At 60.7% G+C, this 23,537-nt stretch carries 26 protein-coding genes; 12 read left to right on the forward strand and 14 right to left on the reverse strand.

The window, feature by feature from the left end; genetic code table 11:
* Nucleotides 1-127 precede the first annotated feature (127 nt).
* The 6 genes from rpmG to topA all read right to left on the reverse strand — a co-directional run bounded on the left by rpmG (nt 128) and on the right by topA (nt 7,777).
* Nucleotides 128-295, reverse strand: a complete 168-nt coding sequence (rpmG, locus tag QE453_RS15335; protein WP_003496403.1) for a 50S ribosomal protein L33 — start codon at nt 293-295, stop codon at nt 128-130.
* An 89-nt stretch (nt 296-384) separates the two neighbouring features.
* On the reverse strand, nt 385-1,551 hold the full coding sequence (locus QE453_RS15340) for an MFS transporter (RefSeq protein ID WP_006698003.1): 1,167 nt from the start codon (nt 1,549-1,551) through the stop codon (nt 385-387).
* A 17-nt stretch (nt 1,552-1,568) separates the two neighbouring features.
* Nucleotides 1,569-2,237, reverse strand: coding sequence for an NUDIX hydrolase (locus QE453_RS15345; RefSeq protein ID WP_022556046.1), 669 nt, complete (start codon nt 2,235-2,237; stop codon nt 1,569-1,571).
* An 18-nt stretch (nt 2,238-2,255) separates the two neighbouring features.
* Nucleotides 2,256-2,699, reverse strand: coding sequence for a DUF983 domain-containing protein (locus tag QE453_RS15350; RefSeq protein ID WP_004441365.1), 444 nt, complete (start codon nt 2,697-2,699; stop codon nt 2,256-2,258).
* Nucleotides 2,700-2,741: 42 nt separating this feature from the next.
* On the reverse strand, nt 2,742-5,096 hold the full coding sequence (rnr, locus tag QE453_RS15355) for a ribonuclease R (RefSeq protein ID WP_037089085.1): 2,355 nt from the start codon (nt 5,094-5,096) through the stop codon (nt 2,742-2,744).
* Nucleotides 5,093-7,777, reverse strand: coding sequence for a type I DNA topoisomerase (topA, locus tag QE453_RS15360; protein WP_112554944.1), 2,685 nt, complete (start codon nt 7,775-7,777; stop codon nt 5,093-5,095). Before topA ends, rnr begins: the two co-directional genes overlap by 4 nt.
* A gap of 260 nt (nt 7,778-8,037) precedes the next feature.
* Between topA and QE453_RS15365 the strand changes: the two genes are divergently transcribed.
* A complete protein-coding gene (locus tag QE453_RS15365; RefSeq protein WP_004441372.1) occupies nt 8,038-8,271 on the forward strand; it encodes a hypothetical protein in 234 nt (77 codons plus the stop codon).
* Here QE453_RS15365 and dprA read toward each other — a convergent pair.
* The 4 genes from dprA to QE453_RS15385 are packed head-to-tail and all read right to left on the reverse strand — an operon-like array spanning nt 8,224 to nt 12,280.
* Nucleotides 8,224-9,366, reverse strand: a complete 1,143-nt coding sequence (gene dprA, locus QE453_RS15370) for a DNA-processing protein DprA (RefSeq protein ID WP_004441374.1) — start codon at nt 9,364-9,366, stop codon at nt 8,224-8,226. The genes QE453_RS15365 and dprA overlap by 48 nt on opposite strands.
* Nucleotides 9,367-9,386: 20 nt before the next feature.
* Nucleotides 9,387-10,004 carry a glycerol-3-phosphate 1-O-acyltransferase PlsY gene (gene plsY / locus QE453_RS15375; RefSeq protein ID WP_004441376.1) on the reverse strand — a complete coding sequence of 206 codons (618 nt, stop codon included), beginning with the start codon at nt 10,002-10,004 and terminating at the stop codon, nt 9,387-9,389.
* A 45-nt stretch (nt 10,005-10,049) separates the two neighbouring features.
* Nucleotides 10,050-11,342, reverse strand: a complete 1,293-nt coding sequence (locus QE453_RS15380) for a dihydroorotase (RefSeq protein ID WP_004441379.1) — start codon at nt 11,340-11,342, stop codon at nt 10,050-10,052.
* Nucleotides 11,339-12,280 (reverse strand): aspartate carbamoyltransferase catalytic subunit, encoded by a 942-nt coding sequence (locus tag QE453_RS15385; RefSeq protein ID WP_003502441.1) that lies wholly within the window; start codon nt 12,278-12,280, stop codon nt 11,339-11,341. Before QE453_RS15385 ends, QE453_RS15380 begins: the two co-directional genes overlap by 4 nt.
* A 129-nt stretch (nt 12,281-12,409) precedes the next feature.
* Here QE453_RS15385 and QE453_RS15390 point away from each other — a divergent pair, with 129 nt between their 5' ends.
* The 5 genes from QE453_RS15390 (at nt 12,410) to QE453_RS15410 (ending at nt 16,331) form a co-directional block, all read left to right on the forward strand.
* A complete protein-coding gene (locus QE453_RS15390) occupies nt 12,410-14,062 on the forward strand; it encodes an acyl-CoA dehydrogenase family protein (protein ID WP_004441382.1) in 1,653 nt (550 codons plus the stop codon).
* 137 nt (nt 14,063-14,199) lie between these two features.
* Nucleotides 14,200-14,811: a GNAT family N-acetyltransferase gene (locus QE453_RS15395; RefSeq protein ID WP_004441384.1), complete on the forward strand. Its 612-nt coding sequence runs from the start codon at nt 14,200-14,202 to the stop codon at nt 14,809-14,811.
* A 149-nt stretch (nt 14,812-14,960) separates the two neighbouring features.
* On the forward strand, nt 14,961-15,605 hold the full coding sequence (locus tag QE453_RS15400; protein WP_004441386.1) for a TetR/AcrR family transcriptional regulator: 645 nt from the start codon (nt 14,961-14,963) through the stop codon (nt 15,603-15,605).
* 250 nt (nt 15,606-15,855) lie between these two features.
* Nucleotides 15,856-16,017, forward strand: a complete 162-nt coding sequence (locus tag QE453_RS15405) for a hypothetical protein (RefSeq protein WP_004441388.1) — start codon at nt 15,856-15,858, stop codon at nt 16,015-16,017.
* Nucleotides 16,014-16,331, forward strand: coding sequence for a DUF6105 family protein (locus tag QE453_RS15410; RefSeq protein WP_004441389.1), 318 nt, complete (start codon nt 16,014-16,016; stop codon nt 16,329-16,331). The genes QE453_RS15405 and QE453_RS15410 overlap by 4 nt, the downstream gene beginning before the upstream one ends.
* On the opposite strand, the gene ruvX is transcribed toward QE453_RS15410, so the two are convergent.
* A complete protein-coding gene (gene ruvX, locus QE453_RS15415) occupies nt 16,283-16,762 on the reverse strand; it encodes a Holliday junction resolvase RuvX (protein WP_045534082.1) in 480 nt (159 codons plus the stop codon). The two genes, QE453_RS15410 and ruvX, sit on opposite strands and share 49 nt — an antisense overlap.
* A gap of 14 nt (nt 16,763-16,776) precedes the next feature.
* On the reverse strand, nt 16,777-17,079 hold the full coding sequence (locus QE453_RS15420) for a zinc ribbon domain-containing protein YjdM (RefSeq protein WP_022556051.1): 303 nt from the start codon (nt 17,077-17,079) through the stop codon (nt 16,777-16,779).
* An 84-nt stretch (nt 17,080-17,163) separates the two neighbouring features.
* Between QE453_RS15420 and QE453_RS15425 the strand changes: the two genes are divergently transcribed.
* From QE453_RS15425 to QE453_RS15440, 4 genes are all read left to right on the forward strand, one after another.
* Nucleotides 17,164-17,868, forward strand: coding sequence for a metal-dependent hydrolase (locus tag QE453_RS15425; RefSeq protein WP_004441396.1), 705 nt, complete (start codon nt 17,164-17,166; stop codon nt 17,866-17,868).
* Between the two features lie 124 nt (nt 17,869-17,992).
* Complete coding sequence (gene gatC, locus QE453_RS15430) at nt 17,993-18,280, forward strand: Asp-tRNA(Asn)/Glu-tRNA(Gln) amidotransferase subunit GatC (RefSeq protein WP_004441400.1); 288 nt, start codon at nt 17,993-17,995, stop codon at nt 18,278-18,280.
* Nucleotides 18,281-18,334: 54 nt separating this feature from the next.
* The gene (gene gatA / locus QE453_RS15435) at nt 18,335-19,816 is read left to right on the forward strand and encodes an Asp-tRNA(Asn)/Glu-tRNA(Gln) amidotransferase subunit GatA (protein ID WP_309777382.1); all 1,482 of its coding nucleotides are present in this window, start codon (nt 18,335-18,337) and stop codon (nt 19,814-19,816) included.
* Complete coding sequence (locus QE453_RS15440; RefSeq protein ID WP_404977895.1) at nt 19,807-20,310, forward strand: GNAT family N-acetyltransferase; 504 nt, start codon at nt 19,807-19,809, stop codon at nt 20,308-20,310. The genes gatA and QE453_RS15440 overlap by 10 nt, the downstream gene beginning before the upstream one ends.
* A 56-nt stretch (nt 20,311-20,366) precedes the next feature.
* Here QE453_RS15440 and QE453_RS15445 read toward each other — a convergent pair whose 3' ends face one another.
* Nucleotides 20,367-20,624: a YjhX family toxin gene (locus QE453_RS15445; protein WP_006698014.1), complete on the reverse strand. Its 258-nt coding sequence runs from the start codon at nt 20,622-20,624 to the stop codon at nt 20,367-20,369.
* Between the two features lie 273 nt (nt 20,625-20,897).
* Here QE453_RS15445 and QE453_RS15450 point away from each other — a divergent pair, with 273 nt between their 5' ends.
* Nucleotides 20,898-21,407, forward strand: coding sequence for a GNAT family N-acetyltransferase (locus QE453_RS15450; RefSeq protein WP_035207864.1), 510 nt, complete (start codon nt 20,898-20,900; stop codon nt 21,405-21,407).
* Here the strand turns inward: QE453_RS15450 and QE453_RS15455 are convergent.
* Entirely contained in the window at nt 21,389-21,721 is a 333-nt protein-coding gene (locus tag QE453_RS15455) for a DUF1294 domain-containing protein (RefSeq protein ID WP_034496217.1), read from the reverse strand. The genes QE453_RS15450 and QE453_RS15455 overlap by 19 nt on opposite strands.
* Nucleotides 21,722-21,872: 151 nt before the next feature.
* Here QE453_RS15455 and gatB point away from each other — a divergent pair, with 151 nt between their 5' ends.
* Entirely contained in the window at nt 21,873-23,378 is a 1,506-nt protein-coding gene (gene gatB / locus QE453_RS15460; RefSeq protein ID WP_006698017.1) for an Asp-tRNA(Asn)/Glu-tRNA(Gln) amidotransferase subunit GatB, read from the forward strand.
* Nucleotides 23,379-23,537: the final 159 nt, after the last annotated feature.

Here is a 23,537-nt window from a genome sequence, read left to right on the forward strand (position 1 = left end):
AGGTGGGGCAGCCGGCCAGGCGTGAAGCCGTGTCGACAGGGCGTTCTGCTGAGCGAATGGCCTGTATCCGCATAAACAAAAAACGCGCCCGTGGGGGCGCGCTTTTGCCGGAACACCGATCAAGAAATTACTTGATCTTGGTTTCCTTGAATTCGACGTGCTTGCGTACAACCGGGTCGTACTTCGTCTTCGTCATCTTGTCCGTGAACGTACGGCTGTTCTTGGTGGTGACGTAGAAAGTACCGGTGTCGGCTGTCGACAGCAGCTTGATCTTGATTGTTGTAGCTTTCGCCATGGTCGTCCTGCCTTTAAACAAAAGAGAAGCCGCAGGCGCTTCTCACCTCGGCTAAATCTGGCGCGAAACTACGTATCGCGCCTGAAAAGTCAAGCCTGTTTTGCCCGGAAAACAAAACGGACGGCATAAAGGACCACGTAGAGCCCGAAAAATACCGCCAGCGACCAGGCGAAGCCGTCGGTTCCGGCGACGTCCATGGAAATGCCCACGGCCTGCGGCCCCGCGATCGTACCAATGGCGTAACAGAAGATGAAGGCGGCATTTGCGGCCACCAGGTCGGCACCCTTCAGACGCGACCCGAGATGGGTAAGGCCGACCGTATACATGCCGGAAACGAGGCCGCCCCAGAACAGCAGCAGTGCCGCCACCAGGATCCAGCTTTCCACCAGGAACGGCAGGGCCAGCGTGCCGCAGACACCGGCAAGGGCCATCAGGCCCAGCATCGTCCGCCGGTCTTTCATCCTGTCAGAAAGCAGGCCGATCGGTATCTGGAAGACCATGTTGCCAATGCCCATCACGGTAAGGAGAAGGGCCGCCTGCGATTCGTTGAAGCCTTCCCTGGTGGCATAGATCGGAAACAGCGAAAGGCCGCCCGCCTGTACCGAGCCGAAGACGAAAGCGGCGGCTGATGCCATCGGCACCAGCCAGACATAACGGACGAAATGGTGGTTGGGCCGCTCGTCCAGTTCCGGACTCTCACCACGCGCCATGAAGATGGGAATTGCCGCGAGCAATATGATTGCCGCCCCGACGAGGAAAGGCAGGATGCCTTCGCTGCCAACCGCCGAAAACAGAAGCGGACCAACGGCAAAACCGACCGCAAGGCCGGTGGCGTAGATGCCGAGAACCATACCGCGCTTCTTCGGCGGCGCCGTCATGTTGATCCAGTATTCGGAGAGGATGAAGAGCGTGGTGGTTGCGCCATGGAAGACGATTCGCAGCGGAAACCACATCCAGAAAGCATCGGCGAAATAAAAGCCGAGCGCGCTCAGCGCGGAGATGAAAACCGCAAACAACATGGTGCGGGCCACGCCAAAATCATGCGCGATCTTGGTGGTCACCGGGGCCGCCATCATGGCCGCGACGCCGGCCATGGCCGAGTTCACCCCGATCATGGTGGAGGAGATGCCACGTTTCTCAAGGATGATCGACAGGAGCGGCAGGCCAAGGCCTATGGCGACGCCGACCGCACTGATGGCGGAAATGGCGGCGATCAGTGAGGGCCAGTGAATGGCATCCGCTTCTTCGCATTTCATTTGTGACATGACGGCCTTTATACAAAGTCTCGAATGAACCGGCCGTGGCGCGTGACATAAAGCCGCGCGGGGCTTTCATAGGGCAGTGAGGGATCACCTATCATGAAATTTGTGACATCTTCGAGAACCGTACGCGTGATTTTCGGCATGTTCAGACCGGAAAGGTCTGTCATGTCAAGCCATTGCACGTTGTGAAGCTCTTCGGAATCCCGGGTTAGCCGGATATCCAGCCGCAATTCGTCGGCATAACAGCAAAAGAATCGCGTGTCGTAACGCCTGACATTGCCGGGCGGTGTGATGGCGCGCGCCACATAGCGGAAACAGGAGAGGTCCGGACCTTCAGTGGCCGGCCCAAGCTCGACCCCGGTTTCCTCCACAAGTTCGCGCGCGGCGGCAAGCGCCAGCGCCCTTGCCCCGGCGACGCTCAGGCGCCGCGAAGCCGACGCCGTCAGGCTGTCAAGGACAGCGGGATGCAGATCGCCGGAAAAGGGCAGCGCATGGTCGCGCGGATCGCGTTTGCCGCCTGGAAAGACATAAGTGCCGGGCATGAAGACGTGGGCGCTGCTGCGCTGACCCATCAGCACCCGTGTCGTCGGGCCGGATCGGTCGAACAGAATGAGGGAGGCGGCATCGCGCGGCCGCAATGGGGCGCTTGCCGCTTCCGCCTTGGTGGAATGCCGGGGCATGTACAAGACCCGCGCGCGTCAGTGCGAGGAGCCGTCTATCTGTATCTGCGGTTTTTTCCCGTCGAAGCCATGCATGCGCAGCGCCCATTGCAGACCGATGACGCCGCCCTTGATGGGCTGCAGCGTCAGAAGCGCGGCCAGAATTGTGATTGGTACCCAGATGGCGAAATGAGCCCACATGGGAATGTTTAGAACCATGTCCGTCATCATGAAGCCGCCGACCGCGATGTGGCCGATGATGACGATGGAGATATAGGGTGGCAGGTCGTCCGATCGATGATGGTGCATTTCCTCGCCGCAGGCCGCGCAGGCGTCCACCGGCTTCAGCCAGGCGCGGAAGAGGCGGCCGCTGCCACAGGCCGGGCAGCGATTGGCCATGCCGCGCATGATGGACCGGCCAAGCGGCCGCTCGGCGCTATCGTCTCCGAAGGTAACTGTCTCCGAGCCCTGATGTGCACTCATCCTTAAGTCCTTCCCGTCCGTTCAACCGCTGAGGCGGCTTTGTTATCGTCGCCTTCTCGGCGGCCGTGTTCCGGGCTTGGCGGCAGCCCGTGCTGTCCGCCGTCCGGCCTTGTGGAACGAGCGCACGCCCACCGGCATCTTCCGCCCGGGACTCAGCATATCGAATCTGAGCGCACCCGCCAGCGGCACCGCTTCCGCGAGCCTTACCTGCACTGTGTCGCCAAGCTGATAACCAAGACCGGTCTTTTCCCCCGTGAGAGCCTGATGGGCTTCGTCATACAGGAAATAATCCGTTCCGAGTGTAGATATAGGAACGAAACCATCAGCGCCAAACTGCGGAAGCGCGACAAATAGTCCCGCCTTGGTGACACCGCCGACCCGGCCCTCGAATTCCTCGCCGACCCGCTCGGAAAGATGATGCGCGATCAGTCGGTTGACGGTGTCGCGCTCTGCTGCCATGGCGCGGCGCTCGAAGGTCGAGATTTCAGCGGCGATATCGTCGAGTGTCGCTTCTTCCTGTGGCGTGATGCCGCCTTCACCGAGCCCCAGAGAGCCCACCAGCGCCCGATGCACGATGAGGTCGGCATACCGGCGGATCGGCGAGGTGAAATGGGCATATTTCATGAGGTTCAGGCCGAAATGGCCGATATTTTCGGGGCTGTAAATAGCCTGGCTCTGGCTGCGCAGCACCATCTCGTTGACCATGATCTGGTGCGGCGTGTCGAGAGCGCGTGCCAGAATGCCGTTGAAGGAATTGGCGCGCATGGCCGCACCCTTGGCCATGGAGATGCCGATCGTGCCGAGAAATTCGCGCAGCACCTCCTGCTTGGAAAGCGTGGGCGCATCGTGGACACGGTAAACCAGCGGCTGTTTCTTTTTTTCCAGCGTCTCGGCGGCGGCGACATTTGCCTGGATCATCATTTCTTCGATCAGCTTATGCGCATCGAGACGTTCGGGAATGACCACGGAGTCGACCGTGCCGTCAGGGCGAAGCTTGATCTTCCGCTCGGGCATGTCGAGTTCCAGCGGCTGGCGCCGGTCACGGCCTCGCTTCATCACCTCATAGGCGTGCCACAGGGGCTTGAGGATCGGCTCCAGCAGCGGTCCGGTCTTGTCGTCGGGCTTGCCGTCGATCGCCGCCTGTGCCTGCTGGTAGGAGAGCTTGGCGGCGCTCTTCATCATGATCCGATGGAAGGTATGGCCGGCCTTGCGGCCTTCCTTCGAGAAGGTCATGCGCACGGCAAGGGCAGGGCGGTCGACCCCTTCCTTCAGCGAGCAGAGATCATTGGAAATACGCTCCGGCAGCATCGGTACGACGCGATCCGGGAAATAAACGGAGTTGCCGCGTTTCAGCGCCTCACGGTCCAGCGGCGAACCTGATCGAACATACCAGGAGACATCGGCAATGGCGACGGTGACGATGACACCATCGGGATTGTCGGGCGATGTGTCCGGTTCGGCATAGACCGCATCGTCGTGATCCTTGGCGTCGGCCGGATCGATCGTGATGAGCGGCAGGTCGCGCCAGTCCTCGCGATGGGACATCGTCGCTGCCTTGGCCGCATCCGCTTCGGCAAGAACATTCTGCGGGAATATATGCGGGATGCCGTGGGCGTGGATTGCGATCATGGAGATCGCCTTTTCCGAGGCGACGGAGCCGATGACCGAGAGAACCTTGGCACGCGTCAGGCCGTAACGACCGCTGTTGCGCGAGGTTTCGACCTCGATCAGATCGCCATCCTTGGCATCGCCGACGCCATCAGGATCGATGACCATTTCCTCGCCGCGGCGATCGATTGGCATCAGCCGTCCGCCGCCGCCGGGCGTCTCCTTGAACACGCCGAGCAGTGCATTCTGGCGGCGGTCGATCAGCTTGACGACGCGGGCGGTGTAGGCGGGACCGGTGCTTTCCTTCGAGGGGAAGATTTTCGCGAGAATACGGTCGCCGAGACCGGCGGCCGGGGCCTTCTTGCCACGGTCCTGCGAGGACTGGCGGATCAGCACAGCCGGCGCTGCGCCCAAATCCTCAGGCCATTCCGCCGGGCGGCCGATCAGCTCGCCGTCCTTGTCGCGGGTCGTGATGTCGAGAACCGTCACGGGCGGCAGGCCGCCCGGTCGCGTAAGCGACTTGCGGCTCTTGTGCACCATGCCGTCGACTTCAAGTTCCTTCAGCAGCGCCTTGAGGACAACGCGGTTCTCACCCTTCAGCCCGAAAGCCTTGGCAATTTCGCGTTTGGAAGCCTGTTGCGGATGATCTGCGATGAATTTCAGCAGCACTTCGCGCGAAGGCACCTCGCCGTGGATGATGCCTTCACCTTCGCTCACCCGCTTGCCGCGCCCGGTGCGTCCGAAACCGTCGCTGGCGGAACCCTGTCTCTGACGCGGCGCTTTGCTCACTCTGCTGCCTTCTTGGGTTTGGCCGCTGCCTTCGGCTTGGCGGCCGTCTTGCTCTTTGTCGCTGCCTTGGCCTTGGTCGCCTTCGGCTTTGCAGCGGCGTCACCATCGGCCTTCTTGGCGGTTGTTTTCTTGGCCTTGGCGGGCTTGCCGCCGGTGCCGGTCTTGGCAATGCGCTCGGCGATCAACACGAGCGCCTCGTCCAGCGTCACGGATGCCGGATCCTGCCCCTTGGGAATGGTGGCGTTGACCTTGCCCCAGTTCACATAGGCGCCGTAGCGCCCGTCACGAACGGTGATCGGGCCGCCATCAGGGTGGTCGCCCAACTCTTTGAGAGCAGCGGGCGTGCCGCTACGGCCGCGTCCCGGACCCTTGCTCTGCTTTTCAGCAATCACGGTCACGGCGCGGTTGAGGCCGATCGAGAACACGTCCTCGATACTCTCCAAGTTCGCATAGGAACCATCATGCAGCAGGAAAGGTCCGTAACGGCCGAGACCAGCCGAGATCATCTTGCCGGTTTCCGGGTGCTTGCCGATATCGCGCGGCAGGTTGATGAGCGCCAACGCCTTTTCGTGATCGATATCCTCAGGCTTCCAGCCCTTCGGCAGCGAGGAGCGCTTGGCTTCCTTGCCGTCACCGCGCTGGATATAGGGCCCGAAACGGCCGGAGCGAAGCGTCAGCTCCTCGCCGGTCATGGGATCAGCGCCCAGCGCCTTCGGCTCGTTGAGAGCAGCGGCTTCAGCTTCCGCGCCATCGGAGGTCAGCTGGCGGGTATAGTTGCACTCAGGGTAGTTCGAGCAACCCACAAAGGCACCGTATTTGCCGAGCTTCAGCGACAGATTACCGGTGCCGCAAACCTGACAGATGCGCGGATCGGAACCATCCTCGCGCTTCGGGAACACCAGCGGCGCCAGAACCTCGTTCAGCGCATCCAGCACGTTGGTGACGCGCAGTTCCTTGGTATCTTCGATCTGCGCAAAGAAATCCTTCCAGAAATCGCGAAGAACCTGCTTCCAGTCCAGTTCGCCGGCGGAAATGCGGTCGAGCTTTTCTTCAAGGGCGGCGGTGAAATCATACTCGACGTATTTGGTGAAGAAGCTTTCGAGGAAAGCCGTCACCAGCCGGCCACGCGAATGCGGCACCAGCTTGCGCTTGTCGATGACGATATATTCGCGGTCGCTCAGCGTCTTCAGCGTCGCCGCATAGGTGGAAGGACGGCCGATGCCGAGTTCTTCCATCTTCTTGATCAGGGACGCTTCCGAATAACGCGGCGGCGGCTCGGTGAAGTGCTGGCTGGCATTGATCTTCTGCTTGGCGAGGTTCTCGCGCTCATTGATCGGCGGCAGACGGCCTTCGTCGTCACCATCGTCGCTCTGCTCGCCATCTTCCTTCTGGTCGGTATAAGCGGCGATAAAGCCGTCGAAGCGGATGACGGAGCCAACGGCGCGCAGGCCAGCCTTCTCGCCGCCGTTGCTGGCGAGAATTTCAACCGTTGTGCGCTCGATTTCGGCTGACGCCATCTGGCTCGCAATACCGCGTTTCCAGATCAGCTCGTAAAGGCGCAGCTGGTCGGCATCGAGGTAACGCTTCACCTGATCCGGTGTGCGGTTGAAATCGGTCGGGCGGATCGCCTCGTGCGCTTCCTGGGCGTTTTTGGCCTTGGTAGAGTAAAAGCGCGCCTTTTCCGGCACGTAACGGTCACCGAACTGCTCGCCAATAGCCTTACGCGCAGCATCGATCGCTTCCGGGGCCATCTGCACGCCGTCGGTACGCATATAGGTAATCAGACCAACGGTCTCGCCGCCGATATCAATGCCTTCATAAAGCTTCTGCGCCACCTGCATGGTGCGCGAGGCGCCGAAGCCCATCCGCGAAGAAGCCGCCTGCTGCAGCGTCGAGGTCGTAAAGGGAGGGCTGGGATTGCGTTTGACGGGTTTCGCCTCGACGCTATCCACCACATAGGTCGCGCCTTCGAGCAGCGCTTTCAGCCGGTTCGCATCGTCTCCGGTCTTGATGGCGCGGTTCTGCAATCGCTTGCCATCGGCCGAAACCAGCCTAGCCTCGAACTCGTCACCGCGCGGTGTCTTCAAAAGTGCGCTGATGTTCCAGTATTCTTCGGAAACGAAACGCTCGATTTCGGATTCGCGATCGCAGACGAGACGCAGCGCCACGGACTGCACCCGGCCGGCCGAACGCGCACCCGGCAGCTTGCGCCACAGAACCGGAGAGAGGTTGAAGCCGACGAGATAGTCGAGCGCTCGGCGGGCGAGATAGGCGTCCACCAGCGGCACATCGATGTCGCGCGGGTTCGCCATCGCGTCCAGCACCGCTTTCTTGGTGATGGCGTTGAAGACGACGCGCTTCACCGGCTTGTCGCCGAGAACCCGCTTCTTCTTCAAAAGATCGAGAACGTGCCAGGAAATGGCTTCCCCTTCGCGATCCGGGTCGGTTGCCAGAAAGAGGCCGTCGGAGGATTTTACCGCATCGGCAATATCCTTCATGCGCTTGGCGGAGGCGCTGTCAACTTCCCAGGACATTTCGAAATCCTGGTCAGGCAACACCGATCCGTCCTTGGCAGGAAGGTCCCTGACGTGGCCAAAGGATGCAAGAACCTTATAGCCCGAGCCAAGATACTTGTTGATCGTCTTGGCTTTGGCAGGAGATTCTACGACGACGACATTCATATTGTTCTTCTCTGGAACTGGTCCGTTAACGTGGCCCCGGTTGCAGCGTGGTGCCGCAATTGGCCTTCTTTATAATTCGACATGGACAGGTAATGCCCGCTGGTCAAGAGGCAAGCCCGATTTTCTCGCTTTGAGACGACTGCAACCTATGGATAATCTATCGTTGTATTGCAATCTTTGGTAAATTGGTTATGATGGGCAACATCATTTGAATCTACTTGACGCTCTTCGTTTCAGTCCGGCATTCTCAGGATAAATATATGGTCCCGAACGCAACAAACAATAATGCCGATAATGAGGGGACCCGGGAGAACTTGGCTTACATCCGCCAGATGCTGGCGGAGCTGCGGCAGGTGGCCCACCGGGAAGGTGCCGATATGCTGTGCTATCTCATCGAGATGGCCTATGTCGAAGTCGGTGATATCCAGAGCGGAAGGCGCAAACTCTCAATCCGCGATGAAGAGCGACACGCGCCCCCCGGCATGCCGGTTTAGACGCCCGGCAATATCGAGCTCCAGCAGCACCAGATGAACGGTGGCGGCGGAGAAACCCGTGTGTCTGATGATGTCGTCGATCTCCACAGGCGAGGGACCGAGAGCAGCGGCGATGATGCTGCGCTCGTCGTCTCCCGGTGGTGACATTTCAGCGTCCTGCTGCGGTTCCTCGATCTTCCGGTCATTGGGCAATTGCGGCTCCATCAATGGTCGCAGTGCATCAAGAATATCGGCCGCTCCCGTAGTCAGCATGGCACCTTCCTTGATCAGCCGGTTCGTGCCTTCGCAGCGCAAGTCGAGCGGCGAGCCGGGCACGGCGAACACCAGTCGTCCCGCTTCACCGGCAAGCCGCGCCGTGATCAGCGAGCCCGAACGCTCCGCCGCCTCGACGATGACGACGCCGAGTGACACGCCCGCGATCAACCGGTTGCGCCGCGGGAAATCCCGGGCGCGCGGCTCCCAGCCGAAAGGCATTTCGCTGATAGTCGCGCCGCCCTGACCGTATATCTCCTGCAAAAGTCCGAAATTTTCCTGCGGGTAGGGGCGGTCGAGACCGCCTGCCAGCATTGCTACAGTGCCCGTTGAAAGGCTCGCTCTGTGGGCCGCCGCATCGATGCCGCGCGCCAGCCCCGAGGCGATCGTATAACCGGCGCGGCCACAGTCGCGCGCAAGCATGGCGGCGAATTTTGCGCCGTTGATCGAAGCGTTGCGCGAACCGACGATGCCGACGCAGGCTCTCGTCGCCGTATCCGCCGATCCTTTCATGGCGATCAACGGCGGCGCGCCGTCCACATGCCGCAGGGCCGGCGGATAATCCGGTTCGCCGATGCCGACGAAACGCGCGCCGAAATTCTCGGCCGCCTCAAGCTCCCGTTCCGCCTCTGCCTGTGTTGCGATGCGCGGACTGCGCGACGAACCGCCACGGCGCGACAGTTCGGGCAGCGCATCCAGCGCTTTTTCAGCGCTGCCGAAATGATTGATAAGTTCGCGAAAGGTGACGGGACCGATATTATCGCTGCGGATCAACCGTAGCCACGCCACCCGCTGCCGCGCGGAAAGCTCTATGCCCTGCCGTGTCGTTTCCTCATGCGGCATGGCATATCCCCGAGACGGCCTCAGCCCTTTTGACCGATCCTGCTTTCGGTGCCCGCCAGCAGCCGGGCAATGTTCTCGCGATGTTTCCACCAGGAAATCACGCTGAGCAGCGTCACGAGCAGCGCTGTTTTTTCTGGTCCGAGGACCCAGAGGGCAACGGGGATGACCAGCATTGCCACGAGCGCAGAGAGCGACGAATAGCGGGTGATGAAGGCGGTCGCGAGCCAGATCAGCGCGAAGGCCAGCATCATTAGCGGAGCGGCGCCCAGCAGCACCCCGATATAAGTCGCCACGCCCTTGCCGCCCTTGAAGCCCAGCCAGACTGGAAAGAGATGGCCGAGAAAGGCGAAGAAACCGGCTACGAGGGAGGCCTCATAACCCCAGAGCGCATTGGCGACCAGAACTGCCGCCGTGCCCTTGAGTGCGTCCAGCAACAGGGTCGCGGCGGCGAGCTTCTTGTTGCCGGTGCGCAGCACGTTGGTCGCGCCGATATTGCCGGAGCCGATCTTGCGCACGTCGCCCAGCCCGGCCATGCGGGTCAGGAGGAGGCCGAAGGGAATGGAGCCCAACAGATAGCCGATCAGCGCCGAAAGCGCGAGAAGGGCAGGCGCGGTCTGCCAGTCAGTCAAAGCACTCATTCAATATCCCCTCTGTCCCGCCTGCCGCGTGATCTGTTGATGATCTTATGCCAAGGAATGAACGGCTTTGCCAGCCACATAAGTGGCGATGGCGCGACCGCTGAACCGGGCATCCTCGAACGGCGTGTTCTTGGATTTCGAGACCAGCTGTTCCTTGGCCACGAGCCACGGTTCGTCGAGGTCGATCAGGGTGATATCGGCCTGGGCACCCGCTTTCAGCGTTCCTGCATCGAGACCGAAAATCTTGGCCGGGCGGGTGGAGAGCGCATCTATAAGCCGCATCAGCGGAACTTCACCACTGTGGTGGAGGCGCAGCGCCGCCGCCAGCATGGTTTCGAGCCCGACCGCACCGCTCGCAGCATCCGAAAACGGCAGGCGCTTGGTATCGACATCCTGCGGGTCGTGCGAAGAGACGATGATATCGATCGTGCCGTCCTTCAGCGCTTCCACCATTGCCTTGCGGTCGTCTTCGGCGCGCAGCGGCGGGGAGAGCTTGAAGAAAGTGCGATATTCGCCGATATCGTTTTCATTGAGCGTCAGGTGATTGATCGAAATGCCGCAGGTGGCCTTCACGCCCCGCTGCCGCGCAACCCGGATCGCCTCTGCCGATTCCGGCACGGAAATCTTGGCGGCGTGGTAGATCGCCTGCGTCAGGCCGGCAATGCGCAGGTCACGCTCCAGCGGAATGATCTCGGCTTCCTTGGGAACGCCTGACAGGCCGAGCCAGCTCGCGAAAAGCCCCTCGTTCATGTCGCCGCCGCCGATATATTTGTCGCGGGTTTCGAGCGCGATGACAGCGCCGAGTTCACGGGCATAGGTCATGGCGCGGCGCAGCACCAGCGTATCGGACAGCGCCTTGCGGCCGTTGGTGAAGGCCACCGCACCGGCTTCCTTCAGCATGCCGAATTCGGTCATTTCCTCGCCCCGCAGACCCTTGGTCAGGGCGGCTGCCGGATGCACATTGACGATTGCCTTGTCACGCGCCGTCTTTTTCACATATTCGACAAGGGCGATGTCATCGATCACGGGATCCGTATCAGGCATCATGATGATGCTGGTGACGCCGCCGGCCGCTGCCGCACGCGATGCGGATTCGATGGTTTCGCGGTGTTCGGCACCGGGTTCACCCACGAAGACGCGGGCATCCACCAGACCCGGAACGGCCACGACACCCTTGCAGTCGCGCACCGTCGCACCGTCGGGCGCACCCTGATTGTGAGCGTCTTTTCCTGAAGCAAGAATGGTACCATCGGCGCCGATGACGATGCTGCCGTTCTCGTCGAGATTACGGGAGGGATCGACGATGCGGAGGTTCTTGAGAACGGTAACGGCACTCATACGCGCTCACCCTGATTTTGCGAGACAAGCAGGGTTTCCATGACGGCCATGCGCACGGCGACCCCCATTTCAACCTGGCTTTCGATGACGCTCTGCGGGCCATCGGCCACTTCGGAGGCGATTTCCACGCCGCGGTTCATCGGGCCGGGATGCATGACAAGCGCATCTTCCTTGGCCGCCTTCAGCTTTTCGGCATCCAGACCGTAATAATGGAAATATTCGCGCACTGAAGGCACGAAGGAGCCGGACATGCGCTCACGCTGGAGGCGCAGCATCATCACCACATCGGCATTCTTCAACCCTTCCTTCATGTCGTGAAAGACTTCCACGCTCATGTCGCGAATGCCCGAAGGAAGAAGCGTGGCCGGGGCGACGACACGAACGCGCGCGCCCATCTGGTTGAGAAGGATGATATTGGAGCGGGCAACGCGCGAGTGCAGTACGTCGCCGCAGATCGCTACGGTGATACCTGAAAGCTCGCCCTTGGCGCGGCGGATGGTCAGCGCGTCGAGCAGCGCCTGCGTCGGGTGCTCGTGCTGGCCGTCGCCGGCATTGACCACGGAGCAGGCGACCTTTTGGGCGAGAAGCGCTGCGGCACCGGCCGAGGAGTGGCGCACGACAAGCACATCCGGGCGCATGGCATTCAGCGTCATCGCCGTGTCGATCAGCGTTTCGCCCTTCTTCACCGAGGAGTTGCCGACCGACATGTTCATCACATCTGCACCAAGCCTCTTTCCGGCAAGTTCGAAGGAGGATTGCGTCCGCGTCGAAGCTTCGAAGAAGAGATTGATCTGTGTCAGGCCCCGAAGCGTCGAGGTCTTTTTCTCGCGCTGGCGGCTGATTTTCACCGCCTCATCAGCCTTGTCGAGAAGCAGGGTAATATCCTGATGGGAAAGCCCCTTGATGCCGAGGAGATGGCGATGGGGAAAAAAGACCATGGAAATTGTCCTCCGGGTCGCAATAGTCAACGGGTCTATAAAGACAGGTGGCGTTGCGGGCAAGCATGCGATAAGCCGGGTTTTGGCATATACACGCAATAAAGCACGAATCCCGATAGAAGGATGCGAATGACAGGCATGAACCGGACAGAAGAACAGCTCGCCGAACTGAACCAGCCCAGCCTCTGGTCCGGTATCAACGCCTATCGTTCCGATCCGCTGATCGTCGATCTGACCTCCGGCCTGTCACGCAATCTGAGGGACGAGTTCGATCAGATCGGCCGCTATGTCACCTCGCATGAGGCGCAGGAACTGGCGCGTATGGCGAACCAGGGCGTGCCGCAGCTGCACACACACGGCCCGCGGGGCGAGCGTCTGGACCAGGTGGAATTCCACCCGGCCTGGCACGCGCTGATGCGCCGTTCCATGTCCTCGGGCCTGCATTCCAGCGTGTGGGAAAACTCGCCCGACACGCGCGGTAACGAGCACAAGGCCCGCGCCACGAAGTTCTACCTGACCTCGCAGCTGGAAGCCGGTCATCTCTGCCCGCTGACCATGACCAGCGCCTCCGTTGCCGCCATCATGGCGTCTCCGCGTGTGCAGAAGGAATGGGCGCCGAAGATCCTCTCGCGCAAATATGATTCCGCACAGAAGCCGGCCTTGCAGAAAACTGCCGTTACCATCGGCATGGGCATGACAGAAAAGCAGGGCGGCACGGATGTGCGCGCCAACCGCACCACGGCAGAGCGGGTGGGCGAGGGCATCTACCGTCTCTCAGGCCACAAGTGGTTCCTGTCTGCGCCGATGAGCGACGGTTTTGTCATGCTGGCCCAGATGGGTGACGGCATGGGCTGTTTCCTCGTGCCGCGTTATCTCGAGGACGGTTCGAAAAATGGCCTGCACTTCCAGCGTTTGAAGGACAAGCTGGGCAATCGATCCAATGCATCCGCCGAAGTCGAATTCACCGATGCCTTCGGTTATCTGCTCGGCGATCCCGGCAGCGGCATTCGCACGATTCTCGACATGGTGACGCTGACGCGGCTCGATTGCGCGCTGGCGTCGGCCGGCATGATGCGCGCCTCGCTCGCCGAAGCCGTGCACTACGCCCGCGGTCGCTCCGTTTTCGGCAAGATGCTGGTCACCCAGCCGATCATGACGCGCGTGCTTGCCGACATGGCGCTGGACGTCGCTGCGGCGACCGCCTTGTCCTTTAGGTTGGCGAGTGCTTTTGATGCCGCCCGCAACAATCCGGCCGAGGCCGCCTATGCGCGGGTGATGACGCCGATCGTGAAATACTGGTGCTGCAAGATTGCGCCGGCGCTTATCTACGAAGCCATGGAATGCCTTGGCGGCAACGGTTACGTGGAAGAGCGGCCGATCGCCCGCCACTATCGCGAAGCGCCCGTCAATGCCATCTGGGAAGGCTCCGGCAACGTCATGGCGCTGGATGTCCTGCGGGTTCTTCAGCGCGGCAAGGACCTGTTCGATCTTGTCTTCCAGACGCTGGAGCGTGACCTCGGACCCGCCGGGAAGAAGACAACGGACGTGCTGCGCGCCGCAATCGCACTTGCCGAACGTGATGAGGGGGCAGCTCGCCTTTTGGTGGAGCAGTTCGCGCTTGCGGCCGCTGCCGCCGAGCTTTGCCGCCTCGGCGCCGGCAAGATTGCCGATGCCTTCCTCGAAACCCGGCTTGCCGGTGGCTGGCGGCATACTTACGGCATGCTCGATTCCCGCTTCGATCCGACCTATATAATCGATCTTCTTTATCCGCCTGCAGCTTGAGCGATGGATGCGGATGAAGGATTTACAGTTCCGGCGGGAGGGGTCTCGGATTTGAAAAACAGCAATGGCCTAGGACGTATTCTTGTCTGTCACGATAGCTTCGCACATCGAGGCGCGGCAATGGAGGATGGCGGCCGATGCTGACTTTTCGCTCCGCTCGTTCCGAGGATGAAGACGCGCTCTATGCCATAAGCCTCGCCACCGGCGATGCCGGGCAGGATGCCACGCCACTTTACAACGATGGCCGCATGGTGGGGCATATCTATTCCGTGCCCTATCTGCATCTGTGGCCGGATGCTGTATTCGTTGCCGAGGATGAGGAAGGCGTCTGCGGTTACATCGTCGGCGCGCTGGATACGGCCCTGCATGAAGAGCGACTGGAGCGGGAATGGTGGCCGCATCTGCGCGCCATCTATGCCGATCCTGGGGGCGACCAGCAGACATGGGACGCCGACCAGCGCCGCGCCCATTTCATTCACCACCCACGCCGCACCCCGGCCTGGCTCACAGATCCGTTCCCCGCCCACATACACATGAACCTTTTGCCACGCACGCAGGGTAAGGGCGGCGGCACCCGGCTCCTGTCGCGCTGGCTGGATATGGCCCGACAGAACAACGTCTACGGCATCCATCTCGGCGCCAGCGAACGCAACCTGGCTGGAATGCGTTTCTGGGAAACCCGAGGTTTCAAGCGTCTGGACAGCCACGAAACCCCCGGCAGCGTTTGGTTTGGCATGGGGTTGGAGTGAGCGGCTCACTCTGAGGATGCGGGGCGATATTGTTGGCCCCGCTGCTTCATCCACAGGAACCTTCCGTCCAATCTTCCCATCACATTGTCCTTGCCTTCATGCTTTGTTAACCCCTGTAGTCAGGCCTTTCAGAAAACGGGTAGGGAATCATGCTGGCGACCGCAGAGGCGATTTCAGCCGACAGACCGGAAAAGCGCATCAAGGATCGCGCTCAGACCGAGAAGGCGATTTTTAATGCGGCGCGGTCGCTGCTTGCCGAAGAGGGATTTCAGGGCTTCGGGATCAATGCCGTTGCTCGCCGTGCCGGCTGCGACAAGCAGCTGATCTACCGTTATTTCGGTGGCCTCGATGGTCTGATTGAGGCGATCGGTGAGGATCTTGGATCCTGGGTTAAGGATCGCATTCCGGAAGATACCGGCGGAATGTTCCTTTTGACCTATGGTGATCTGATGGAAAAGCTGGCGCTCTACTTCATGGATGCGCTGCGGAGCGATCCTCTTGTCTGCAAGATCATCGCCTGGGAAGTTTCCGACGGCTCGCCGCAGGTGCGCCAGCTGGCGGAAGCCCGTGCCAAGTCGCTTGGCAAATGGCTGGAGCGCATGCGCGGTTCGCTGGCGGCGCCGAAGGGTGTTGATACCGCCGCCGTCAATGCCGTGCTGTTCGCCGCCATCCAGCACCTCGTGATTTCCGCCGCCACCAGCGGCCAGTTTGCCGGTGTTGCGCTCAAATCGGATCGGGATTGGGACAAGATCGCCACTGCCGTAAAAAGGCTGGTGCGGGGCGTTTACGGCTGAACCGGTCTCAGACACGGGCCCAGGCAGCCGCGCTGGAAGCTGGGCATTAAAGAAAAATCAGCCATGTTCTTACTGGGCCGGCAACCGCTCGGCGCGTCCGTCCGTTCAGGAGGTCACGTTGTTTTCCACATGCCGGCCGCCCGTCGTTAACCATAATCACAGCTTTCATTTGCCTCTCCATCCCGGCCGGTCCAGTGTGGATTAACGAAATGTTAACCATGCGCAATGACTGCGCATAAGGGAGCCGCAAGTGAGCCGCTGGACAGCTTTGGGCGTCATGATGACGTTTTTTGCTATGCTGCCGTTGGATATCGACGTGCCGGCGCTGAACCTCTGCCTGATGGCCGTGGCGCGCTGGGCGGTGCTTGCTGGCATCCCCGATACATTGTTTGTGCGAGGGCAGGCGGCATGAAGTGGTTTCTGATCCTGTGGGCCGGTCCTGTCGCGCTGCTGGGCAGCTGGTACTGGCTTTCCTATTACGACATGAGCTTCGGCTTCTACATGCTCACACGTCAGACCCACGATCTCGTCTTCGAGATATACGGGAATATTCTCGGACTTCCGCCGGAAAGCCTGCCGCCGCTGGTGGCGCGTGCCATTGCGGTCGACAGCCTGATCGTCTTTGCGATTCTCGGTTTCCGCAAACGCAGGCAGATTTACGCCTGGTGGCAGGGCCGTCAGTCGGCCGCGCGGGTCAGTGCAGAAAGCCTGTCCAGCGCACCCTGAAGAATGAAGCTAGCCGCTGCCGAATCGATGCGTTCGGCCCGCTTGGCGCGAGACACATCCATTTCGAGAAGCGCGCGCTCTGCCGCAACGGTCGAAAGCCGCTCATCCCAGTAAACAAAGGGCAGGGGGGTTTTTTCGCCCATGGTGCGCACGAAGGCGCGGGTCGCCTGCACGCGGGGCCCGGCGGAGCCGTCCATGTTCATCGGAAGGCCAATAATGAAGGCGGCGACCTTTTCCTTTTCAGCGAAGGCCAGCAGCACTTCCGCATCCAGCGTGAATTTCACGCGCTTGATAACGGGGCGCGGTGTCGCAAAACGCCGCGACAGATCCGACATGGCGAGCCCGATGGTTTTCGTACCAAGGTCGAGGCCGGCAATTGCCTGCGCGGGCTGAAGCGTTGCCGCCAGTTCCTCGATGGTGAGTGTTGCCATGTCGCGTGCTGTCCTTATCGCTTGCGGACGAATTCGGTGCGCAGCACCAGACCCTTCACCGCATCATGCCTGCAATCGATTTCTTCCGGATTATCGGTCAGTCGGATCGATTTGATGACCGTGCCCTGCTTGATGACGGTGCTGGTGCCCTTGACCTTCAGATCCTTGATCAAGGTCACGGAATCGCCATCGGCGAGCACATTGCCTGCTGCATCGCGCACTTCCTTCGCGCGTGCCGCTTCTGCGGCCAGTTCGGAGGCAGGGCGCCACTCGCCGGTCGCTTCGTCGTACACATAATCGTCATTGTCAGCGGCCATTGTCGCCCCTCTTAAATACAGGTAGTGCGGTTGTTCCGGCCGTCCTATGTCATATTATACCGGCAATACAAAGGAGAACTTCCCATGAAAATCACCTGGCTCGGCCATTCCGCCTTCCGTCTGGAAAACGGCAGCGCGAAGATTCTCATCGATCCGTTTTTCACCGGCAACCCCGGTTTTGCAGGGCAGGATGGCAAGTCTGCAGCCGAAGGCGTCACCCATATTCTGCTGACCCACGGCCATGGCGACCATGTCGGAGATACCGTGCAGCTTGCCCGCGAGACGGGTGCGACCGTGCTGGCGAATGCCGATCTAGCCGCGTGGCTTTCCGCCAAGGGCGTTGCGAAGGTCGATATGGGCAATACCGGCGGCACCGTTCATTTTGACGGTTTCTCGGTTACCTTCACCAATGCGCTGCATTCCTCCGCCCAGATCACCGAGGATGGCGTTTCCCATTCGCTCGGCAATGCCAACGGCCTGATGCTGCATTTCGAGGACGGTCCAGCCGTCTACCATATGGGCGATACGGATATCTTCTCCGACATGAAGCTCATCAATGAACTGCATCAGCCTGATATCGGTCTCGTGCCGATCGGTGACCGCTTTACCATGGGCGGAGCTGTGGCGGCGCTTGCCTGCCAGCGCTTCTTCAAGTTCCAGCACGTGCTTCCCTGCCATTACGGCTCCTTCCCGATAATCGACCAGACGCCGGAGAAATTCGTGGCCGGCATGGAAGGCGCCGAAGCGCGCGTCCATACACCCAGGGCGGGCGACGTGCTGTCCTTCTAAGCGTCAACGCCGCATGTCGTGAGCGCAAAACCGCCGCCGAGTTAGCCGCGACATGCTTTCTACCGTTGCGAAGGACGGACATGGTCATTATAGCGAATGGGAAATATCCCATCGGAGTAAAACCATGTCCGTCGATCTCGCCACCGTAAAGCGTGTTGCGCGCCTTGCCCGTATCGCTGTCACTGAAGACGAAGCACAGAACATGCTCGGCCAGCTGAATGGCATACTCGGTTTCGTGGAGCAGCTTTCGGAAGTGAATGTGGATGGCGTCGAGCCGATGACGTCGGTGACGCCGGTGGCGATGAAGAAGCGCGCCGACGAGGTGACCGATGGCGACAAGGCGGACGACATCGTCGCCAACGCGCCCGCGACCGATCGCAATTTCTTCATGGTGCCGAAAGTGGTCGAGTAATCGATCCATCTTGCCGCCCGATTTTTCCGAGATTTTCGAAAGCCGTTGCCGACCATGACCGACCTGACGAGCCTGACCATTGCCGAAGCCCGCGAGAAGCTGAAGGCGAAAGAATTTTCCGCCCTTGAGCTCACCGACGCCTATCTCTCCGCCATCGACACCGCCAACGGTGCGCTGAACGCCTATGTGGCGACGACGCCCGAAAAGGCGCGCGAGATGGCGAAAGCCTCCGACGGCCGTATTGCTGCCGGTTCCGCGGGTGAGCTGGAAGGTATTCCGCTCGGCGTGAAGGACCTTTTCGCAACGCGTGACATTCATACCCAGGCCTGCTCGCACATCCTCGATGGCTTCAAGCCGAAATACGAATCCACCGTCACCCAGAACCTCTGGGATCAGGGCGCCGTCATGCTCGGCAAGCTCAACATGGACGAATTCGCCATGGGCTCGTCCAATGAAAGCTCCTGGTACGGCCCGGCCATCAACCCATGGCGCGCCAATGGTTCCGAACAGAAGCTGGTGCCCGGCGGCTCCTCCGGTGGTTCGGCCGCAGCCGTTGCCGCGCATCTTTGCGCCGGCGCAACCGCAACCGATACCGGCGGTTCCATCCGCCAGCCGGCGGCTTTCACCGGCACCGTCGGCATCAAGCCCACTTACGGCCGCTGCTCGCGCTTCGGCATCGTCGCTTACGCCTCATCGCTCGATCAGGCTGGCCCGATTGCCCGCGACGTGCGCGACGCGGCCATCCTGCTGAAGACCATGGCAAGCGTCGACGACAAGGACACGACCTCGATTGACCTTCCTGTGCCGGATTATGAAAAGGCCATCGGCCAGTCGCTGAAGGGCCTGAAGATCGGTATCCCCCGGGAATACCGCGTTGACGGCATGCCTGACGAAATCGAAAAGCTTTGGGCCAAGGGCGTCGAATGGCTGCGTGACGCCGGTGCAGAGGTGGTCGACATCTCACTGCCGCACACCAAATACGCGCTTCCCGCCTATTACATCGTCGCACCGGCAGAAGCCTCGTCCAACCTTGCCCGTTATGACGGCGTCCGATACGGCCTGCGCGTCGACGGCAAGGACATTGCCGACATGTACGAAAAGAGCCGCGCCGCCGGTTTCGGCAAGGAAGTGCAGCGTCGCATCATGGTCGGCACCTATGTACTTTCGGCCGGTTATTACGACGCCTATTATCTCAAGGCGCAGAAGGTCCGCACGCTCATCAAGCGCGACTTCGAAAACGTCTTCCACGAGGGTGTGGACGCCATTCTGGCGCCGATCACGCCGTCTTCCGCCTTCGCGGTCGGTGATGAGGAGCTCGCCTCCGATCCCGTCAAGATGTACCTGCAGGACGTCTTCACCATCACCGTCAACATGGCCGGTCTTCCCGGCCTTTCGGTGCCTGCCGGTCTTGATGGCAAGGGCCTGCCGCTTGGCCTGCAGCTCATCGGCAAGCCGTTCGAAGAAGAAACGCTGTTCAAGACGGCCCACGCCATCGAGCAGGCAGCGGGCAAGTTCACGCCTGCCAAGTGGTGGTAAGCAGTCTCAAGCTCAGACAGATGAACGAAGCCGATCGCGATGCGGTCGGCTTTGTCGGTTTTGCCGCATGGCGTGCCGGTGAAGCCTTCGACGCCGCCTATCTCGATTCCCATGTCATCGAGCGGGTGAGGGGCGAATTCGAAAGCTTCGCCAAGTCTCCGACTGGTGATGTCGTTGTGGCCGAAATCGACGGTGTTGTCGCCGGTTGGGGCGCTTGCGATGCCAAGCCTCATCATATTTCCGATCTGTGGGTGGACCCGAACTGGCAGGGCAAGGGGATTGGCAAAGCGCTGATCCTCCACTTTCTCGACAGGATGCGGGCTGCGGGCCTGCCGCTTGCCACCATCGACACCCACGCGAGAAATCGTGCCGCCATAGGCCTTTACCAGCGTTGCGGCTTTCAGATCGTCTGGCGCGGCATGGAATGGTCCGACATCATGAAAGTCGAACTTGAGAAGGTGAAGCTGGAGCAAATGCTCTCTTATAATTTGTGACCGTCGATGCCGCGTGGCGAAATGCCGGGCGACGGCATTGCCGCCGCCCGGTCAGTTTATCGGTTGTCCAGCTCACCCCTCACAAGTTCCAGCCCGCGCGTGGTAATGCGGTAGGGCTTGCCACCGGAGGAGGCGATGGCTCGCTTCCGTTTCAGCTTGCGGAAGGTGAGGAGATCGAGGCCGCTGAAAATCCATCCTTCGCGCGTGAAGAGCGAAAGTTTTTCAATTTTGCGGGCGTCGTCTCGAACGAGTTCAATTCTGCCGCCCTGGGCGAGCAGGTGAAGAATGCGCTGTTCGGCGCGGGAAATGTCCATTGTTTGAAGTCCGGTCGGCGTCTTCTAGACGCGTGAAAGCAAACCCGGGTGCCGTTAGGGCATCCGGCTCGGTTTCATTTGGCCCGGCGCGCAAGAAACTTGCGGGCCGGGCCTTTACCGGGACTCCGATTGAGCGAACATAAAAACTCCGTTCTTGCTCCTTTTGGGTAATGGGCCAAACCGGCGCGGTCAAGTCCCGCAGGGAGCGGGAAAACCACGCTGGTCGAATCGCACCCGCAATGGTTTACTTCAAACGGCCAAGGAGGGCGCGGCTTGATCGTCATTCGCAACGCGTATGAGCAGGAAGCGGAGGTTCTGGCGGCCATCGGCCTCAGGGCGTGGCGGCAGGCAACCGCGGCTCTCGGCATCACACCGACGCTTTACGACAATGCGGCGAGCGCCTTTTCCAATTTCACCCGCTCATCGTGGCTTGCCATCCGCGTCGCGGAACTGGGCGGCTCGGTTGCGGGTTGGGCCGCGCGGGAGTATTTTAACGAGGCGATTTCCGACTTCTGGATCGATCCGGAGTTTCAGCGGAGGGGCGTCGGCAGCCGCCTGCTGGGCGACATCGAACGACTGATAGAGGAAAAGGGCTTCGAGACCATACGGCTTGAAACCCATGCCCAGAATGAACCGGCCGTCGCCTTTTTCCGTTATCATGGCTACAGCATTCGCTGGCTCTCGGTTTCCTATGCGCCGAAGCTGGACCGCGAGGTGCAATCGGTGGGCCTGCAGAAGCAACTGGCTGAGGTCGAGAGTGGTCTTTACGGGCCGGCGTTCTGAAACAGGGTTTGTAGAGTGGCCATCAGCCGCATCGGCCAGTCCGGCGTGATGAGGAGCGATGCGACGAGGCCCGCCTGCAAGATGACGATCGATATCAGCTTGCTGCGAAACGGTTCTTTGCGGGTTTTGTGCCGCAGCAACCTTTGCGCCGAGATCGCGCCCGCACTGCCACCCACGAGCGCGAGCAAAAGCAGCGTGCTTTCCCGGATACGCCATCCTCCATTCCTCGCCGCTTCCTTGTCCCACCAATAGACAAGAAAGACGAAGAGATTGAAGGCGATATAAGCCAGAAAGCAGAGAGCGATCGTTTGCATGGCGTGAATTGAAACCTATAAGGGTAAAAAACGCGTATCCGATGTCTTCGAAAATTCCGGCCGTCGCGCGACGGGGTGCAAGATGTCTTGCGCCAGCGCTTCATTTGTTCTACCCACCAAGGCCAAAGAACCCGTATATCGTGAGCTTCAGATGACCCTTGTAGACGTGCGCACCCCCGACCCGAAACGCTTCATTCCCGGCGCCACCGGCGATTGGGAAATCGTGATCGGCATGGAGGTGCATGCGCAGGTTCTCTCCAATTCCAAGCTGTTCTCCGGCGCCTCCACCACCTTCGGCAACGCGCCGAATTCCAACGTGTCGCTGGTGGATGCGGCCATGCCCGGCATGCTGCCTGTTATCAACGAGGAATGCGTGAAGCAGGCGGTGCGCACCGGTCTCGGCCTCAAGGCCAAGATCAACAATCGCTCGATCTTCGACCGCAAGAACTACTTCTATCCCGATTTGCCGCAGGGCTATCAGATTTCGCAGTTCAAGGATCCGATCGTAGGCGAAGGCACCATCACCATTTCGCTTGGTCCCGACCGTCAGGGCAATTTCGAGGATATCGAGATTGGCATCGAGCGCCTGCATCTGGAGCAGGACGCCGGCAAGTCGATGCACGACCAGCACCCGACCATGTCCTTCGTGGACCTGAACCGTTCGGGCGTGGCGCTGATGGAAATCGTCTCCAAGCCGGACATGCGTTCGTCGGATGAGGCGAAGGCCTATCTCACCAAGCTGCGCTCCATCGTGCGTTACCTTGGCACCTGCGACGGCAATATGGACGAAGGCTCCATGCGCGCCGACGTCAACGTCTCCGTGCGCCGTCCGGGCGAAGGCTTCGGCACGCGCTGCGAGATCAAGAACGTCAACTCCATCCGCTTCGTCGGTCAGGCCATCGAATATGAGGCGCGTCGCCAGATCGCCATTCTGGAAGATGGCGGCGTCATCGATCAGGAAACCCGCCTGTTCGATCCCGGCAAGGGCGAGACGCGCTCCATGCGCTCCAAGGAAGATGCGCATGATTATCGCTATTTCCCCGATCCGGACCTGCTGCCGCTCGAATTCGATGATGCTTTCGTCGAGGCACTGAAGGTCGATCTGCCGGAACTGCCTGATGACAAAAAGGCCCGTTTCGTCGCCGATCTCGGCCTGTCGGTCTATGACGCCTCGATTCTGGTCTCAGAAAAAGCGATTGCCGATTATTACGAAGCCGTCGCCGCCGGACGCGATCCAAAGGCTGCCGCCAACTGGGTCATCAACGACCTGCTCGGCGCGCTGAACAAGTCGGGCAAGGACATCGAGACGACGCCGGTGTCGCCCGAACAGCTCGGCGGCATCATCGATCTGATCAAGGCCGAGACCATCTCTGGCAAGATCGCCAAGGATCTGTTTGAAATCGTCTGGAACGAGGGCGGCAATCCGGCCGAGATCGTTGAAGCCCGCGGCATGAAGCAGGTAACCGATACCGGCGCCATCGAAAAGGCTGTCGACGAGATCATCGCCGCCAACCCGGATCAGGTCGAGAAGGTCAAGGCGAAGCCAACGCTCGCCGGCTGGTTTGTCGGCCAGGTCATGAAGGCGACGGGCGGCAAGGCCAACCCGCAGGCGGTTCAGGCGCTGGTGAAAGCGAAGCTCGGAATCGAGGAAGAGTAAGCGACGGCTGCCTCCCGCTCGAGTAACGGCAGAGGGTCTCCGTCATCCCGGCCTTGAGCCGGGATCCAGCCAGCCCAAGTCCTTGGGTGAAGGGTCTTTTCACCGCGCAGACGCGCGTCGGCTGGATGCCGGATCATCCTCGGGCTTGTTCCAGGGACC

This window comes from Agrobacterium sp. SORGH_AS_0440 (genome assembly GCF_031453135.1).
Lineage (GTDB): Bacteria > Pseudomonadota > Alphaproteobacteria > Rhizobiales > Rhizobiaceae > Agrobacterium > Agrobacterium pusense.